The sequence below is a fragment of the Edaphobacter paludis genome, assembly GCF_039993895.1.
Lineage (GTDB): Bacteria > Acidobacteriota > Terriglobia > Terriglobales > Acidobacteriaceae > Edaphobacter > Edaphobacter paludis.
Map to the genome: position 1 here is coordinate 514,566 of NZ_CP121194.1, position 16,122 is coordinate 530,687.

General features: G+C 59.0%; 15 protein-coding genes. 10 read left to right on the top strand and 5 right to left on the bottom strand.

The window, feature by feature from the left end:
- Positions 1 to 46: 46 nt before the first annotated feature.
- The 9 genes from tkt (at position 47) to glk (ending at position 8,880) form a co-directional block, all read left to right on the top strand.
- The gene (tkt, locus tag P4G45_RS01800) at positions 47 to 2,050 is read left to right on the top strand and encodes a transketolase (RefSeq protein ID WP_348267989.1); all 2,004 of its coding nucleotides are present in this window, start codon (positions 47 to 49) and stop codon (positions 2,048 to 2,050) included.
- A gap of 71 nt (positions 2,051 to 2,121) precedes the next feature.
- Complete coding sequence (locus P4G45_RS01805) at positions 2,122 to 2,253, top strand: hypothetical protein (RefSeq protein WP_348267990.1); 132 nt, start codon at positions 2,122 to 2,124, stop codon at positions 2,251 to 2,253.
- Positions 2,254 to 2,363: 110 nt separating this feature from the next.
- Positions 2,364 to 2,846 carry a ribose 5-phosphate isomerase B gene (rpiB, locus tag P4G45_RS01810; protein WP_348267991.1) on the top strand — a complete coding sequence of 161 codons (483 nt, stop codon included), beginning with the start codon at positions 2,364 to 2,366 and terminating at the stop codon, positions 2,844 to 2,846.
- A 79-nt stretch (positions 2,847 to 2,925) separates the two neighbouring features.
- Positions 2,926 to 3,780 (top strand): oxidoreductase, encoded by an 855-nt coding sequence (locus tag P4G45_RS01815; protein WP_348267992.1) that lies wholly within the window; start codon positions 2,926 to 2,928, stop codon positions 3,778 to 3,780.
- On the top strand, positions 3,777 to 4,403 hold the full coding sequence (locus P4G45_RS01820; RefSeq protein ID WP_348267993.1) for an HAD family phosphatase: 627 nt from the start codon (positions 3,777 to 3,779) through the stop codon (positions 4,401 to 4,403). Before P4G45_RS01815 ends, P4G45_RS01820 begins: the two co-directional genes overlap by 4 nt.
- Before the next feature lie 18 nt (positions 4,404 to 4,421).
- A complete protein-coding gene (gene gnd / locus P4G45_RS01825) occupies positions 4,422 to 5,327 on the top strand; it encodes a phosphogluconate dehydrogenase (NAD(+)-dependent, decarboxylating) (protein ID WP_348267994.1) in 906 nt (301 codons plus the stop codon).
- Positions 5,328 to 5,403: 76 nt separating this feature from the next.
- A complete protein-coding gene (gene zwf / locus P4G45_RS01830; RefSeq protein ID WP_348267995.1) occupies positions 5,404 to 6,966 on the top strand; it encodes a glucose-6-phosphate dehydrogenase in 1,563 nt (520 codons plus the stop codon).
- A gap of 81 nt (positions 6,967 to 7,047) precedes the next feature.
- Positions 7,048 to 7,845 carry a 6-phosphogluconolactonase gene (gene pgl / locus P4G45_RS01835; protein ID WP_348267996.1) on the top strand — a complete coding sequence of 266 codons (798 nt, stop codon included), beginning with the start codon at positions 7,048 to 7,050 and terminating at the stop codon, positions 7,843 to 7,845.
- Complete coding sequence (glk, locus tag P4G45_RS01840; RefSeq protein WP_348267997.1) at positions 7,846 to 8,880, top strand: glucokinase; 1,035 nt, start codon at positions 7,846 to 7,848, stop codon at positions 8,878 to 8,880.
- Positions 8,881 to 8,966: 86 nt separating this feature from the next.
- On the opposite strand, the gene P4G45_RS01845 is transcribed toward glk, so the two are convergent.
- The gene (locus P4G45_RS01845; RefSeq protein ID WP_348267998.1) at positions 8,967 to 9,605 is read right to left on the bottom strand and encodes a phosphoribosyltransferase family protein; all 639 of its coding nucleotides are present in this window, start codon (positions 9,603 to 9,605) and stop codon (positions 8,967 to 8,969) included.
- Positions 9,606 to 9,680: 75 nt separating this feature from the next.
- On the opposite strand from P4G45_RS01845, the gene P4G45_RS01850 reads away from it, so the two are divergent.
- Positions 9,681 to 12,272 carry a M1 family metallopeptidase gene (locus P4G45_RS01850; RefSeq protein ID WP_348267999.1) on the top strand — a complete coding sequence of 864 codons (2,592 nt, stop codon included), beginning with the start codon at positions 9,681 to 9,683 and terminating at the stop codon, positions 12,270 to 12,272.
- A gap of 113 nt (positions 12,273 to 12,385) precedes the next feature.
- Here P4G45_RS01850 and P4G45_RS01855 read toward each other — a convergent pair whose 3' ends face one another.
- The 4 genes from P4G45_RS01855 to gnd (P4G45_RS01870) all read right to left on the bottom strand — a co-directional run bounded on the left by P4G45_RS01855 (position 12,386) and on the right by gnd (P4G45_RS01870) (position 16,108).
- On the bottom strand, positions 12,386 to 13,573 hold the full coding sequence (locus tag P4G45_RS01855; RefSeq protein ID WP_348268000.1) for an alpha-galactosidase: 1,188 nt from the start codon (positions 13,571 to 13,573) through the stop codon (positions 12,386 to 12,388).
- 133 nt (positions 13,574 to 13,706) lie between these two features.
- Positions 13,707 to 14,177, bottom strand: a complete 471-nt coding sequence (locus P4G45_RS01860) for a GNAT family N-acetyltransferase (RefSeq protein WP_348268001.1) — start codon at positions 14,175 to 14,177, stop codon at positions 13,707 to 13,709.
- A gap of 59 nt (positions 14,178 to 14,236) precedes the next feature.
- Positions 14,237 to 14,512, bottom strand: a complete 276-nt coding sequence (locus P4G45_RS01865; protein WP_348268002.1) for a hypothetical protein — start codon at positions 14,510 to 14,512, stop codon at positions 14,237 to 14,239.
- Positions 14,513 to 14,647: 135 nt separating this feature from the next.
- The gene (gene gnd / locus P4G45_RS01870) at positions 14,648 to 16,108 is read right to left on the bottom strand and encodes a decarboxylating NADP(+)-dependent phosphogluconate dehydrogenase (protein ID WP_348268003.1); all 1,461 of its coding nucleotides are present in this window, start codon (positions 16,106 to 16,108) and stop codon (positions 14,648 to 14,650) included.
- Positions 16,109 to 16,122: the final 14 nt, after the last annotated feature.

Here is a 16,122-nt window from a genome sequence, read left to right on the forward strand (position 1 = left end):
GATTCGCCGCCCCGCGCCGCGTCTCTACCAACAAAAAAGGAAAAGAATGAGCGACCAGCAGTCAGACAAGCAACATGCGTTAGATCAGCTCTCCATCAACGCCCTCCGCTTCCTCGCCGTCGACGCCGTTGAAAAAGCCAAATCCGGCCACCCCGGCGCCCCTCTCGGCTGCGCCCCCATCGCCTATCTGCTCTACCACAAGATTATGAAGCACGATCCCGCGGATCCCATGTGGATCGACCGCGACCGCTTCATCCTCTCGAACGGCCACGCCTCGGCCCTGCTTTACGGTTCGCTCCACCTCTCCGGCTACGACCTGCCCATGGCGCAGCTCGAGCAGTTCCGCCAGTGGGGCTCCCATACCCCCGGCCATCCGGAGTACGGCGAGGCCCCAGGCGTTGAAGTCACGACCGGGCCGCTGGGCCAGGGCTTCGGCATGGCCGTCGGCATCGCCACGGCTGAGAAGCACCTCGCAGCTGTCTACAATCGCGACGGTCACAAGGTCATTAACCATCACACCTATGTCCTCTGCGGCGACGGCGACCTGATGGAAGGCATCTCGCATGAGACAGCATCGCTGGCCGGAACGCTGAACCTCGGCAAGCTGATCGTCCTTTACGACGACAACCTCATCTCCCTCGATGGGCCGACCGAACTCAGCTATACCGAGGACGTCACACAGCGCTTCGAGGCTTATCACTGGCACGTTCAGATGGTTCACGACGGCAATGACCTCGTTGCCCTTGAAGCCGCCATCGCCGCCGCCAAGGCGGAGACCACTCGCCCCTCGCTCATCCGCGTTCGCACCGTCATCGGCTACGGCAGCCCCAAGGCCGGCACCAGCAAGGTCCACGGCGAAGCGCTCGGCGGAGAGGCTGTCAAGGAGACCAAGAAGAACCTTGGCTGGCCCGAAGACAAGACCTTCTACGTTCCCGAAGAGGCCCGCGCCAACTGGGACACCATCAAGCCTCGCGGTAAGAAGGCGCACGAAGCCTGGAATGCCGACTTCAAGGAATACAAGACGGCTTATCCCGAACCGGCTGCAGAGTTCGAGCGCGTCATCAAGGCCGAACTGGCCAAGGATTGGCAGAAGAAGATCCCTGTCTTCCCGACCGACAAGCCGGTTGCCACGCGTAACGCCGGTCAGGTTGTTATGAACGCGATTGCGGGCGTCGTTCCCGAGCTCTTCGGGGGTGCGGCTGACCTCACCGCTTCGACCAAGACTATCTTCAAGGACTCGCCCAGCTTTCATGTTGATCCCAAGGGGCGGAACGTCTTCTTTGGCGTTCGCGAGTTTGGTATGTGTGCCATGGTCAATGGCATGGCGGCTCACGGCGGTCTGATACCCTTCGGCTCGACCTTCTTCGTGTTCTCCGACTACTGCCGCCCAGCCCTGCGGCTGGCTGCGCTCATGTCCGTTCATTCTCTCTTCGTCTTCACCCACGACTCAGTTGGTCTCGGCGAAGACGGCCCCACGCACCAGCCGGTCGAACATTTGATGGCTCTCCGTGCTATCCCTCAGTTCACCGACTTCCGCCCCGCGGATGCAAACGAGACCGCTGCCTGCTGGCAGCTTGCTCTCGAGCGCAAGAGTGCCAGCTTCATGGCTCTCTCCCGCCAGGACCTTCCCGTTCTCGACAACGAGAAGTACAAGGTGCACGAAGGCGTAAAGAAGGGTGCTTACGCGCTCGATAACTCGGGGAAGGACATTATCCTGATCGCCACCGGCTCCGAGGTCGCGCTTGTTCTGAAGGCTGCCGAAGAGTTGAAGTCACAGGGTATCAACGCCTCGGTTGTCTCCATGCCCAGCTTCAAGATCTACGACGAGCAGTCGGACGAATACAAGGCGAGCCTGCTGCCGGAGAACACTCCGAAGCTGGCCGTCGAAGCCGGAGCCACCATGGGCTGGTACAAGTACGTCGGTCACAATGGAGCTGTCATCGGTCTGGATCGTTTCGGCGCATCCGCCCCGGGTCCCATCGCGCTCGATAAGCTGGGTTTCAATGTTGCCAATGTCGTCGAACACGCAAAGAAGCTGGTCAAGAAGTAAGGAAGCGAAGGCGGGGCCATCAGGCTCCGCCTTCGCCACATAAGCAAGTCGGAGCATCTTCGGAGAAGGTTATGGTCAACAGCGAACGCGAAATGGTGCGTCGAAAGGAAGAGTCACCTAAAGAGGAGCGCTTTACCTCTTTGCAGCCGACCTACGAAGACAGTGTGCCTCCTGAAGATGACTGGGAACTGGAGCAGGATTAAAAGCGCTTCCCGCCCGCTGTTTTTACTCGAACGCAGTTTTTTTGTTTTTGCCAGTTCTGTGGCCGACCTTCTTCACCACCCATCACGAAAACCAGAGGTAGTTCCAACCCATGAAAATCGCCATTGCCTCCGACCACGCCGGCTTTCCTCTGAAAGAAGAAGTCCGCGATTACGTTCGCAAACTTGGCCACGAGGTTGAAGACCTCGGCGCCTACAACACCGAGCCCTCGGATTATCCCGATTTCGCACTCCTTGTCGGCAAAGCCCTGATCGCTGGCACGGTGGAGCGCGGCATCCTTATCTGCGGCTCAGGCGTTGGTGTCTGCGTTGCGGCCAACAAGATGCCTGGCGTTCGCGCAGGCATGTGTCACGACACCTATTCCGCTCATCAGGGTGTAGAGCACGACGAGATGAATGTCCTCGTCCTTGGCGCGCGCATCATCGGCTCTGCCCTCGCTTACGAGTGCGTCGATGCTTATCTCAAAGCAAACTTCATCGCTTCCGAACCCCGCTTCGTTCGTCGCCTCAACAAAGTTAAGGCAATCGAAAAGACCTACATGCCCGACGCCGCAGGAACTACGCTCGCTTCATAATCCGGCTGAATTTCACGTTGGCTCGACGTAACTTCGCGGCGTGTCGAGCCGAAAGCTGCCGCAAAAGCATCTGAAATACATGGCAAACGTCACTACATCCCGCACGTGGTTCATCACCGGAGCCTCTACCGGCTTCGGCCGCATCCTCGCTGAAGAGGTACTCAAAGCCGGCGGCAAGGTAATCGCCACCGCTCGCAAGCTCGATAAAATTGCGGATCTCGAAGAGAAGTATCCCGGCAGAGCCAGAGCGTTTGCGCTTGACGTCACCGATCCGGCGCAAATTCTTTCCATCGTCGCCCAGGCCCTCACCGGCTTCAGCCCCGTCGATGTTCTCGTCAACAACGCAGGGTATGGTCTCGCGGGAGGAATCGAAGAGGCTACCGAAGATGAGTTCATGCCCGTCTTCGAGACCAACGTCTTTGGCCTGATGCGCGTCACTCGGGCGTTCCTTCCGCACTTTCGCAATCAGCGCAGCGGAAACATCGTGAATCTTTCCTCTATTGGAGGTCTTATCGGCTCCCCTGGCTGGGGCTATTACAACGCCAGCAAGTTTGCCGTTGAAGGCTTCTCCGAGGCGCTTGCCGGCGAACTCGCTCCTCTCGGCGTCCACGTCACCATCGTCGAGCCCGGCCCTTTCCGCACCGATTTTCTTGGCCGCTCCGGTGTCGAAGCCAAAGAGCGTATTGCTGACTACGACGCCACGGCAGGCAAGACCCGTCAATACTTCCACGAACAGGCAGGCAAGCAGAAGGGCGATCCCCTCCGCGCCGTCCAGGCCATCATCCAAGCGGTTGAGTCTCCGCAACCACCCCTGCATCTCGTCCTCGGGGCGCTCGCTCTCCAGCGCATGAGGGGCAAACTCGATCAGTGGAAGAGTGAGCTTGACACCTGGCAATCCACCACTCTCGGCGCGGACTTTCCGGAGGGCAAGTGAGCCTCACTCCCATAGAGACGATCTTCTGGGACATTGGGGGAGTTCTGCTCACGAATGGCTGGGACAGGAAGCAGCGAACTCGCGTCCTCACCGCTCTTGGCGTCAACCTCGATGCCTATGAAGCGGTTCACGATGAAGTCAACTACTACTGGGAGCGCGGCCTTATGACAGCCCAGGACTTCTTCCAGCGGACGGTCATCGAAACCAACCCCGATCTTAACCTGACCTTCGAGCAACTCTGGCCTCTCGTCTGCAGCGAAAGCAAAGTCCTCCATCAGGAGAGCTTCGAGATCCTCGCTACGCTCAAGAGCTCCGGCCAATATCGTCTCGCCACCATCAATAACGAGTCGAAGGAACTGAACGCTTATCGTCTCGACACCTTCCAGCTCCGCCAGTATTTCAGCTACTTCATCTGCTCCGGCTACGTTCACGAGATGAAGCCACTGCCAGACATCTACCGTGCGGCCATCGACATCTCCGGTCTCCCCGCCGAGACAGCTCTTTTCATCGACGACAAGCTAGAGAATTGCGAGGCAGCTCGCGCCTTTGGCATGAACGCCGTTCACTTTGAATCACCCGCGCAACTTCGCGCTTCACTTACTCACCGCGGCATCGCCGTTTAGCAACGAAAGGAACTACTCATGGAACTAGGAATTATCGGACTCGGCAAAATGGGCTTCAACATGGCGGAGCGTCTCCGCCTCGCCGGTCACAAGGTTGTCGGCTTTGACTTCAACAAGGAAGCCACCGCCAAGCTCACCACTACCGGAGCGCTCGGCGTCAATTCGATTGAAGAGCTGGTCAAGAGTCTGCCCGCTCCTCGCGCCATCTGGATCATGGTTCCCGCGGGCGATCCGGTGGACGAGACCATCGCGCAGCTCGAGCCTCTGATGGAGCAGGGTGACACCATCATCGACGGCGGCAACTCCAACTACAAGAACACGCAGCGCCGTCACGATGAGGTCAAAGCCAAGGGCTTCCACTTCGTCGACTGCGGCACCTCCGGCGGCGTCTGGGGACTCAAAGAGGGCTATAGCCTGATGATCGGCGGCGACCAGGAGCCTGTGGAACGCCTCACTCCCATCTTCCAGGCGCTCGCTCCGTCGCCCACCGAAGGTTGGGGACACGTCGGCCCTTCCGGCGCAGGCCACTTCGTCAAGATGGTTCACAACGGCATCGAGTACGGCATGATGCAGGCATTTGCCGAAGGCTTCTCCATTATGCAGGCGAAGGAGCCTCTTCATCTTGATCTCACTCAGATCGCGCACATCTGGCAGAAGGGTTCGGTCGTTCGTTCATGGCTGCTCGACCTTACCGCCGGTGCGCTTGATAAGAACCCGACGCTCGACGGCCTCGAAGCCTGGGTGCCCGACTCCGGCGAAGGCCGCTGGACCGTCACCGAAGCCATCGACCTCAACATCTCTGCGCCGGTGATCACTGAATCGCTCATTCGCCGCCTCCGTTCGCGCGAAGAGAACAACTTCACTGACCGAATGATCTCCATCATGCGCGGCGCCTTTGGCGGCCACGATGTTAAAAAGAGCTAAGACTTCAGAAGAGATCTGAGCTTCGAAAAAGCCCGAGCCACCACCAAGCTCTAACCAAGCACGAGAGGTAATTGAAATGCCAACCACCACCGAACCACACATCACCCCTGCGGTTACGCCTGTCAGCCCGCAGCCCGAGAGGACACCTGACCCCTGCGTCGTCGTCATCTTCGGCGCCTCCGGTGACCTGACCAAGCGCAAGCTCCTGCCCGCGCTCTATCACCTCGAACAAGCCAACCTCCTGCCCAAGGACTTCGCCGTCGTCGGCGTCGCCCGCCGTCCGCTCGAGGACAGCTTCGCCGCCGACATGAAGGAAGGTATCGTCGCCGGCGGCGGCGTCGAGGAGTCTGACCCTAAACTCGATCCCTTCGTCGATAAGATCCAGTACCATGCCATGAACTTCGACGATGCCTCGGGCTATGACGCTCTCAACAAGCTGCTTGCCGAAATCGACAAGCAGTTCGGCACTTGCGGCAACCGGCTCTTCTACCTTGCAACCGCGCCTGAGTACTTCTCCGACATCATTAACTTCCTCGGCCAGCATGGCATGTCGAAGCCCTGTGTCGGTCCTTCGTCGGACGGCAAAAAGAACTGGGTGCGCACCATCATCGAGAAGCCCTTCGGCCACGATCTTGACTCGGCCAAGGCGCTCAATGACGAAGTCAACAAGGTCTTCGACGAAGACCAGATCTTTCGTATCGATCACTACCTCGGTAAAGAGACGGTCCAGAACATCCTGGTCTTCCGCTTCGCCAATGGCATCTTCGAGAACGTCTGGAACCGCAACTACATCGATCACGTCGAAATCACCGCTGCCGAGTCCATCGGCATCGAAGGTCGCGGGCCTTTTTACGAGACTGCCGGTGCACTTCGCGACGTTGTCCAGAACCACGTTATGGAACTACTCAGCTTCGTTACCATGGAGCCACCTGTCTCTTTTGAGGCGTCCGCGGTTCGTGCTGAGAAGGTCAAGGTCTGGCGCGCCATTCAGCCGATTCACCCGGCAGACACCGTTCGCGGCCAGTACGGTCCCGGCACGGTCGATGGCAAGCCTGTTATTGGCTACCGCCAGGAAGACCGCGTCCACCCACGCTCGCAGACAGAGACCTACGCTGCTCTGCGTCTCGAGATTGAAAACTGGCGCTGGGCCGGTGTACCGTTCTACATCCGCGCAGGCAAGCGACTCGCCAAGCGCGTCACCGAGATTACCATCCAGTTCAAGAAGCCACCGCTTCTCCTCTTCAAGGGTAAGGACGGTAGCAAAGCCGATGTGCAGCCGAATATCATCTCCATGCGCATTCAGCCTGACGAGGGTATCACCCTTCGTTTTGGCGCGAAGGTTCCCGGACAGGGAATGAATATCAGTCCGGTCAATATGGACTTTAACTATGCCGAATCGTTCGGCAAGTCCTCCGCTAACGGCTATGAGCGGCTCCTGCTCGATGCCATGCTTGGCGACGGCACGCTCTTCGCTCATCGCGATGGAGTGGAAGCTACGTGGGCACTCATTACCCCCATCCTCAAGGCCTGGGCGGAGAAGCCGGTCAAGGACTTCCCCAACTATGCCGCCGGAACCTGGGGTCCTACCGCTGCCGACGCCCTCCTCGAAGTCGAGGGTCGCAAGTGGCGAAAACTCTAAACTGTAATCTCAGCTTCTAGCTCCTAGCTTTTAGCCCATTAGCTAAAAGCTAGGAGCTAAAGCCAGGAGCTAGAAGCTAAAATGCCCCGTCCCGTCACCGTCACTTACCGTATTTCCCCCGCGCCTGCTGCCGTGGCTCAGGCTGCTGCGCAACTCTTTGCCGATGCCGCGAAAACAGCAGCCGAAACCAGAGGCCGCGCCCGCATCGCCATCTCCGGGGGCACCACACCCAAGGCGATGTTTGCCCTTCTGGCCGACCCCGCCCAGCCATTCCTCAAGCAGGTTCCTTGGGACAAGCTCGATCTCTACTGGGTCGACGAGCGTTGCGTCCCTCCCACCGATGCGGACTCCAACTACCGCATGACCAACGAGGTACTGCTCTCGAAGGTACCCCTCGCCCCCGAGCGCATCCACCGCATGGAAGGTGAGCTCGACCCCGCTGTCGCGGCCGCCCGTTACGAGTCCACCATTCGCAACTCCTTCCGGCTCGAAGGAGCCGAGACACCCACCTTTGATCTCATCCTCCTCGGTATGGGTGACGATGGCCACACTGCCTCGCTCTTCCCGCATACCGAGGCGCTCAACGACCTCACCGACATCGTCACCGCCAACCACGTACCGGAAAAGGACACTTGGCGCATCACCCTCACCTGGCCGGTCATCAACCAGGGAAGGGAAGTGGCCTTCCTCATCGAAGGCGCTGCCAAGGCGCAGGTCCTCCACGACGTTCTCCTCGGCCCCTATCAGCCTGAGACTTACCCCTCACAGATCATCCGTCCAGCCAGCGGACACCTTACCCTCTTGCTTGACTCCGCGGCGGCGTCTAAGCTTCCCGTACCCGAAGATTCAGGGACTACAGGTACGTTGGAGCTCAAATAAATGATCCTAGCTGGCGACGTAGGCGGCACCAAGGTTCACCTCGCGCTGTACGATTTCAACGACGGCAAACTCCACCCGATTCGTGACCAGAAGTTCCCTGCCCACCAGTTCGCCACGCTCGACTCCGTCGTCGAGCAGTTTCTCGGCACAGATCGAGATACTCGCGGCCAGATTGCTGCTGCCTGCTTCGGCTGCCCCGGGCCTGTGCGCGGAGGCCGCCTCAAGCTCACCAACCTCCCATGGGTGCTCGATGTTTACGAACTCGAGAAGTCCCTCGGAATTGAACACATCTTTCTGATCAACGACCTCGAAGCCAACGGCTACGGCATCCTCGAGCTGAGTCCCGATAAGATTTACACCCTTCACGCAGCCAATACCGCCGCCGTCGGCCATCGCGGCCTCATCTCTGCGGGCACCGGTCTCGGCGAAGCTCTCCTTATATGGGACGGCAAGCACCATCGTCCTATCGCCTCGGAGGGCGGCCACTGCGACTTCGCTCCCCGCACTGACCGCGAAGTCGCTCTCCTCCAGTATCTTCTCCGCACCCTCAAAGGCCACGTCAGCTATGAGCGGGTGCTCTCCGGCCCCGGTGTTACAAACATCTACGCTTACCTGCGCGACGTGGAAAGGCTTCAGGAGCCGCAGTGGCTTCGCGACCGCCTCGGTGCCGAAGACCCTAACGCAGTCATCGGCCAGTGTGCCCAGGATGGATCGAGCTCTATCTGCTTCGAGACCATGCGAACCTTCAGCGCGATCTACGGAGCCGAAGCGGGCAATATCGCCCTTAAGCTGCTGGCAATGGGCGGCATCTACCTCGGAGGAGGTATCGCCCCGAAGATCATTCAGACCCTCCAGAACGGTGACTTCATCCAGGCCTTTCTCGATAAAGGCCGCCTCTCACCCCTGCTCCAGTCCATCCCGGTCCGCATCATTCTCGACGACACCTGCGCTCTCCTTGGGGCCGCCGCATACGCCGAAGCGCGTGCAGCCGACATCTCCAACTACTCCGAACGCGCCGCCTCCATCAAACACTGATTTTTGAAGCTCCGTTCTGGCTTCATACCCGGCGGCGCACAGATCTCTGGGAGGCTCTCAGCCTAAGCCGGCAATGTTCCACTTCGTCACGCCCTCCGGCTCTGCTCCAACTGCTCCTTCACCTGGTAATCGCTGACCTGACCGAAGTCCTCATAAAACTGTCCCACCGCTTCAAGCCGTGACGGAGTGTAGACACAAACCGCCTCATCCGCCTCCGCACCCACCCAATCCAGAGTCTCCCGCAGCGCAACAGGGACAGCAACGACCACCCGCGCTGGGCGCTGCCGGCGAACGGAGCGCACCGCCGCCAGCATGGTGTATCCCGTGGCAAGTCCATCATCGACGAGAATGACTATCTGCCCTTCCAGCGCAAGCGGTGGCTGGTCGCCGCGATAAAGCCTCTCCCGCCGAACGAATTCCTCCCGTTCGCGTGCGATGATCGCATCCAGCGCAGTTTGTGAGATATGCATCATTGCAATCGCCTTTTCGTCGAGCACGATAAGGCCATCTGCAGCTACAGCGCCGACGGCAAGTTCGGGCTCGCTGGGAGCGCCAATCTTGTGTACCAGGAATACATCGAGCGGCAATGCAAGTGTCCGCGCAATGACCGCAGCTACCGGAACACCCCCACGCGGCAGAGCCAGAATGACTGCATCGGTGCTCCCTCGATAACCGGCCAGCAACTTGGCCAGCAACTCTCCCGCATGTTTGCGGTCGCGGAACATGGATATTGAGATGCTCGTGCGATGGCTCAGTGTTTGTCTCAACCACTCCCAGCATGTACCGTTTAGATAGAACACATGCTGACCACAAAGACCCTCCTCTCCTCGGCCCTCCTCGTCATCGCATCCTGCATCGCTCCCCTCGTGGCTTCAGCCCAGCGGCTTCCGTCCGGAGTTCATCCTGAGCACTACACCCTTGCTCTCACGCCCGACCTCAAGGCCGCCACCTTTGCGGGTACCGAGACCATCGACCTCACCCTCGACGCCCCCAGCACCACCATAACGCTCAACGCCGCCGAGATTAAGTTCCTCTCCGTCACGGCAGGCACACAGACCGCGCAGGTCTCCCTCGATCCCGACAAAGAGCAGGCCACCTTCACCTTCCCGCAGGCCCTTCCTGCGGGCAAGGTCACCCTCGACATCCGCTACACCGGAATTCTCAACGACAAGCTGCGTGGCTTCTATCTCTCGAAGACAGCGAAGCGCAACTACGCCGTGACCCAGTTCGAGCCTACCGACGCCCGTCGTGCCTTCCCCAGCTTCGATGAGCCTGCCCTCAAGGCTACCTTTGACATCGCCCTTACCGTTGACCGTGGCGATACCGTCATCTCCAACACCAACATCGTCTCCGACACTCCCGCGCCGGACAAACGGCACACCATCAAGTTCGCCACCACGCCGCGCATGTCGACCTATCTCGTGGCTTTCCTCGTAGGCGACTTTCAATGCAGCAAAGGCAGCAGCGACGGCGTTCCCATCCGGGCCTGCGCTACGCCGGACAAAGTGAAGCTTACTCAGTACGCCGTCAAATCCGCCGAGTACATCCTGCACTATTACGATACCTACTTCGGCATTAAGTACCCTATGCCCAAGCTCGATATGGTCGCACTCCCTGATTTCGAGGCTGGTGCCATGGAGAACTTCGGCTGCATCACCTACCGCGAAACCGACCTCCTCATCGACAGCAAGACCGCCAGCATCCCCGAAAAGAAGAACGTAGCTGCCGTAGTCGCTCACGAGATGGCGCACCAGTGGTTCGGTGACATGGTCACGATGCAGTGGTGGAACAACATCTGGCTCAACGAGGGTTTCGCCACCTGGATGGAGCACAAACCCCTCGCCCAATGGCATCCCGAATGGAACATTCTGCAGGACCAGGCGCACGAGCTGGACGCCACCCTCAACTACGACTCGCTGGCCACCACCCGCACCATTCGCGCTACTGCCGATACTCCGGCACAGATCAATGAGATGTTCGACGGCATCGCTTACGGCAAGGCAGGGGCAGTCCTTAACATGGTGGAGAACTACGTTGGGGAGGAGACCTTCCGCCAGGGCGTCCACAACTATCTCGCCGCCCACCTCTACGCCAATGCCACGGCAGAAGACTTCTGGAACGCCCAGACCGCTGCCAGCCACCAGCCTGTGGACAAGATCATGTCCAGCTTCGTGGAGCAGCCCGGCGTCCCTCTGCTCACCTTCTCCAATACCTCCGGTCCCGGCGCGCCTGTAGTCCAGAGCCGCTTCTTTCTCTCTCCCAACTCCGCCAGCTACACCAGCCAGCACTGGACGCTTCCAGTCTGCGTCAAGACCAGCGACAAACCCATCTGCCAACTCCTTACCCCCGGCGAAACCACTCTCCCCATTTCCACAGAGACTCCGCAGCCCTTCTTCTACGCCAATGCCGCTGCCAAGGGTTACTTCCGTACCGCCTACACGCCGGAGCAGTATAAGGCCATCGAAGCCAAAGCCGAAACCGCCCTCACCCCGCCTGAGCGTATCAACTTCATCGGCGACCGCTGGGCGCTCGTTCCTTCAGGCCGCTCTTCCATCGCCGATTATCTTGACCTCGTCCTCGCCCTCAAGCAGGACCCCAACTCCGCCGTCCTTGAAACCGCTCTCGCCAAGGTCTACACCATCAAAGCGAAGATCGCCACCGGCAAAGATCTTACTCAGCTCAACGCCGCCCTTCGTCGCGAGTTCGGTCCCATCTATGCCGCTTTAGGCAATCCGTCGAAGAACGACTCTTTCGACCGTAGCCAACTTCGCGCCGTGCTCTTTGAGCTGCTCGGAGCCGCCGACGACCCAGCCATCATCGCCCAGTCGCGCCAAATCGCCGACCGTAGCTTCGACAAAAAGAAGAACCTCGACCCGGCTCTAACCGACGCTGCTATCGTTATTGCCGCCAGCAATGGGGATGCTGCGCTCTACGATAAGGTGCTTACCGCCAGTAAGGACCCCAGCGACCCTAGCCTCCAATCCCACGCCCTTCAGACCCTCGCCCGCTTCCTCGACCCGGCCCTCGTGACCCGCACGCTCGATTACGCCTCGTCCGGTCAGGTTCGCAATCAGGATAGTTGGCGAATCTTTTCCATCCTTCTCGAGCAGCGCGCTACCCGCGACCAGGCGTGGACCTATATTCAGCAGCACTGGGACAAAGTCCATGCGCAGTTCACCACCAACTCCGGCGTTCGTGTCGTCGCCGCCACGGGCTCCTTCTGCACCGCTGAGGGTCGTGATCAGGTCAGCAGCTTTTTCAGCACCCACTCGGTCGACGCCTCGGCACGAACCCTGGCCAAGTCCATCGACAGCATCAATGCCTGCATCCAGTTTCGTGCCACCCAGGAGCCGAGTCTTCACCACTGGCTCGAATCGCAACCTGCACAATAGTCTCGTTCTGCGCAGTGAGGAGACAACCGACCTAAGATTCTAATCCCCTCAAAACGCTGATGCCGGCCATCATGGCCGGCATCAGAAGCAGCGGTGCTCACCAGCGTGATGCCTTACGGCATCACTTTTACCATGACCACTCCATGGCTGGGAACCTCAGCCGAATAACCGTCAGTCTTCCTTCCGACGTCCTTCTTTGCCCAAAGATCCCTGACCGAGGCGCTCAGCGTATTCGGATACCCAATATCAGTCCACGCCACTGAGATCTTCGCCGCCGTCGTTCCGCGATTCAGGAGCGCCACGGCACGGCCGCCATCCGCCAACTGCTTCGACCAGATCTCCAGATCGCCGTCCTTCTTCACCCTGCGCCCCTGCTGCCCCAGCCCGTCCTGATCGATGGCGATGACCTCTTTATTCAGCAGAGTCTCCTTCGTGTCCGCCGACATATGTTCAATGTCGTTGCCCGCCAGCAGCGGAGCAGAAAACAGGGCCCACATGCTGAAGTGCGCTCGGCCTTCTGTAGTCGTCAGCCCGCTATTGCCTACCTCCAGCATGTCCGGATCATTCCAGTGTCCCGGCCCGGCATAGCTCTCGATCCCATTCATCAAATCCAGAATCTGGACCACGCCGTTGCCGCCCCAGGTCTTCTTACAGTCCCAGCAATCCTGAATGTCTCCCGTAGCGCGCCACATATTTCCAACCGGCCCGGCCCAGAGCCACGGTTTCGTAGATCCCCATTCGCAGATGCTGAACAGGATCGGCCTTCCCGAAGCCTTCAGTGCATCGCGCATCAGCGTATAGGAGGACTCGCTGCTCTGGCCCGGCAGGGTATTGCACCAATCTTCTTTCAGATAATCCACGCCCCATGCCGCGTACTGCCGTGCGTCCTGATACTCATGCCCGATGCTCCCCGGCCGCTTTGCGCAGGTCATCGTGCCCGCATCGGTATAGATCCCGAACTTGAGGCCCTTCGAGTGGATATAGTCGGCCAGCGCCTTGATGCCGCCGGGAAACTTGTCCTTGTCCACGATGATGTTGCCCTCGGCATCGCGACCCGTCTGCCAGCAGTCGTCGATGATCACATATTGATATCCAGCATCCTTCATCCCATTGCTGGCCATCGCGTCTGCGGTCTCACGAACGACGCCTTCATTGATGCCTTTGCACGCATACTTGTTCCAGCTATTCCACCCCATTGGCGGGGTTCGCGCCAACCCGTTTTCCAGAGCGTGCCCGACGGCGGGGGCCATCAGCACAAACATCAGCAACGAAGAAATCCAAACCAGACGCAACACTTTCATCCTGTCTTCCTTTCGATTTTGCAAAGATTTCCATCCCGACCCGCAAAGCCGCGAAGAGCAGCAGAGCTGAGGACACCGATAAAAGCTCCTCGGTGGTCGCGCCAATTGTAATGTAACCATTTACACGGTGCGCTTACGGCAGCCGCTTTTCATAGCAAAGGACGCGCAGGCCGGGACGAAACGATAGCCCAATCTCCCCCACCTGCACGTATCCCAGTTTGGAAAAGAGCCGCTGCGCCGCTGTATTCTCCCTACTTGTGTCGGTGCGCACCGCCGGGATGCCACGCTCCGCCGCGACTTCTTCTGCTTTCTGCATCAGGGCTGCCGCCACCCCTGCTCCACGAAACTTCGGATCGACCGCCAGCCGATGCACCATGACTCCGGCCTCTTCGACATCCCAGCCGGCGTGCCCATACTCCGGTTCCTGGCCGGTCGTTACCGCTATCATCCCCGCAAGGGAGCCATCGATCTCTGCTACCCAAAGCTGTCTCTGCTCAACATCATGCTCAAACACAGCCTCAGTGGGATAATTTTCATCCCACTGCAGATTTCCCGCCGCCCGCATCGATGGCACTACGCGCCGCAACAATTCAATTACTGCCACCACATCCTTCCGCACAGCCAACCGTATCCGCATATTCTCAAGCACTCAATCAGTAAAATTTACATAATGCGGAACCGTTCCCGCATCAGCCGCTGAAACCGCGGCTTCCAGATCAGGTCATACGCCAGTTCCTTCCCTGGAAACATCGCCAGCGCGGCCTTCCTGCTATCGCCGATCATCTGTGCCGCCTCGTCTATGGTCAGCGATCCATCCTGTGCGATGACCTGCATTACCATGTTCATCATCATCTGCATCCGCCGAATCAACTTCTGTTCCTCGGCTCGCTCCTCAGCGCTACCCTGTGCAACCACCTCGCTCGTCTCATTGAGTTCCATCGAGATACCTCCGGTCCTACTGGTTAGATATCCAAAACCCTCTGGCAGATTCCTGCTGGACATCTTCTACTCGCGAACCAAAAAGATAAAGGCCGGAAGCAGTATCGCTTCCGGCCTTCCCCATCAAACAACCAACTAGGCGTTGTAGGTAGAAGAAGCAACCCGTCCGCCGCGTCCGGTCCAGTTGGTGTGGAAGAACTCCCCTCGCGGCTTGTCGACGCGCTCGTAGGTATGCGCGCCGAAGAAGTCACGCTGTGCCTGGAGCAGGTTCGCCGGCAGTCGCTCGGTCCTATAGCCGTCATAGAAGGCCAACGCGGTCGAGAACGCAGGCATGGGCACGCCAATCTCGATCGCGTGAATGACAGCCTTCCGCCACGAAGCGCCATACTTGTTCAGCGCGTCCGAGAAGAAATCATCCATCAGCAGATTCTGCAGCTTCGGATTCTTGTCGAACGCCGCTTTGATATCGCCGAGGAAGGCGCTGCGGATGATGCAACCGCCGCGCCACATCAGCGCGATACCGCCCATATTCAGGTTCCAGTTCATCTCTTTTTCAGCAGCACGCAGCAGCATGTAGCCCTGGGCGTAGCTGATCATCTTCGAGCAGTAAAGCGCACGCCTAACATCTTCGATGAACTGAGTCTTCTCCGCGATTGTCTTTGCCTTCGCCGGTCCCGTCAGCACCTTCGAAGCGGCAACGCGCTCATCCTTCAAAGCCGACAGGCAGCGTGCAAACACGCTCTCGCCGATCAGTGTCACCGGCATGCCCAGGTCGAGCGCAGAGATGGCCGTCCACTTACCCGTCCCCTTCTGCCCCGCCGTATCCAGAATCTTGTCGACCATCGGCTTGCCGTCTTCGTCCTTTTTGGCAAAGATCTCAGCCGAAATCTCGATCAGGAAGCTGTCCAACTCGCCCTTGTTCCAATCATTGAAGACCTCGGCAAACTCATCGGCGGTCAGGCCAAGCCCGTCCTTCAGCAACTGGTAGGCCTCGCAGATCAACTGCATATCGCCATACTCGATGCCGTTATGCACCATCTTTACGTAGTGGCCTGCACCGTCCTCGCCCACCCAGTCGCAGCAGGGAGTGCCGTCTTCCACCTTCGCTGCGATGGCCTGAAAGATCTCCTTCACATGGGGCCATGCTTCCTTATTGCCGCCGGGCATGATCGACGGGCCGAACCGCGCACCCTCTTCGCCGCCACTTACGCCAGTACCGATAAACAAGATGCCCTTGGCGGCAAGGTCCTTCGTGCGCCGGTTCGAGTCGGTGAACAACGAGTTGCCGCCGTCAATGATGATGTCGCCCTTCTCCAGGTAAGGGAGCACGTGTTCAATTGTCTGGTCGACGACTTCGCCCGCCTTCACCATCATCATCACCCGGCGCGGCGTCTTCAGCAGTTTGCACATCTCTTCTACAGAGTGCGCTCCAACTACCTCGGTCCCCTTGGCCTCATTGTTGATGAAGTCATCGACTTTAGAAACCGTCCGATTGAACACTGCGACCTTGTATCCGTGGTCGTTCATGTTGAGTACAAGGTTCTGACCCATAACAGCCAGACCAATCAATCCAATATCACAAGTTGCCTCTGCCATTTCAATCTCCAAAG

Excerpts from the sequence above, each read along its gene's own strand:
- tkt (WP_348267989.1), top strand. The coding sequence starts at position 47 with ATGAGCGACCAGCAGTCAGACAAGCAACATGCGTTAGATCAGCTCTCC.
- P4G45_RS01805 (WP_348267990.1), top strand. The coding sequence starts at position 2,122 with ATGGTCAACAGCGAACGCGAAATGGTGCGTCGAAAGGAAGAGTCACCT.
- rpiB (WP_348267991.1), top strand. The coding sequence starts at position 2,364 with ATGAAAATCGCCATTGCCTCCGACCACGCCGGCTTTCCTCTGAAAGAA.
- P4G45_RS01815 (WP_348267992.1), top strand. The coding sequence starts at position 2,926 with ATGGCAAACGTCACTACATCCCGCACGTGGTTCATCACCGGAGCCTCT.
- gnd (WP_348267994.1), top strand. The coding sequence starts at position 4,422 with ATGGAACTAGGAATTATCGGACTCGGCAAAATGGGCTTCAACATGGCG.
- zwf (WP_348267995.1), top strand. The coding sequence starts at position 5,404 with ATGCCAACCACCACCGAACCACACATCACCCCTGCGGTTACGCCTGTC.
- pgl (WP_348267996.1), top strand. The coding sequence starts at position 7,048 with ATGCCCCGTCCCGTCACCGTCACTTACCGTATTTCCCCCGCGCCTGCT.
- glk (WP_348267997.1), top strand. The coding sequence starts at position 7,846 with ATGATCCTAGCTGGCGACGTAGGCGGCACCAAGGTTCACCTCGCGCTG.
- P4G45_RS01845 (WP_348267998.1), bottom strand. The coding sequence starts at position 9,605 with ATGTTCCGCGACCGCAAACATGCGGGAGAGTTGCTGGCCAAGTTGCTG.
- P4G45_RS01850 (WP_348267999.1), top strand. The coding sequence starts at position 9,681 with ATGCTGACCACAAAGACCCTCCTCTCCTCGGCCCTCCTCGTCATCGCA.
- P4G45_RS01855 (WP_348268000.1), bottom strand. The coding sequence starts at position 13,573 with ATGAAAGTGTTGCGTCTGGTTTGGATTTCTTCGTTGCTGATGTTTGTG.
- P4G45_RS01865 (WP_348268002.1), bottom strand. The coding sequence starts at position 14,512 with ATGGAACTCAATGAGACGAGCGAGGTGGTTGCACAGGGTAGCGCTGAG.
- gnd (WP_348268003.1), bottom strand. The coding sequence starts at position 16,108 with ATGGCAGAGGCAACTTGTGATATTGGATTGATTGGTCTGGCTGTTATG.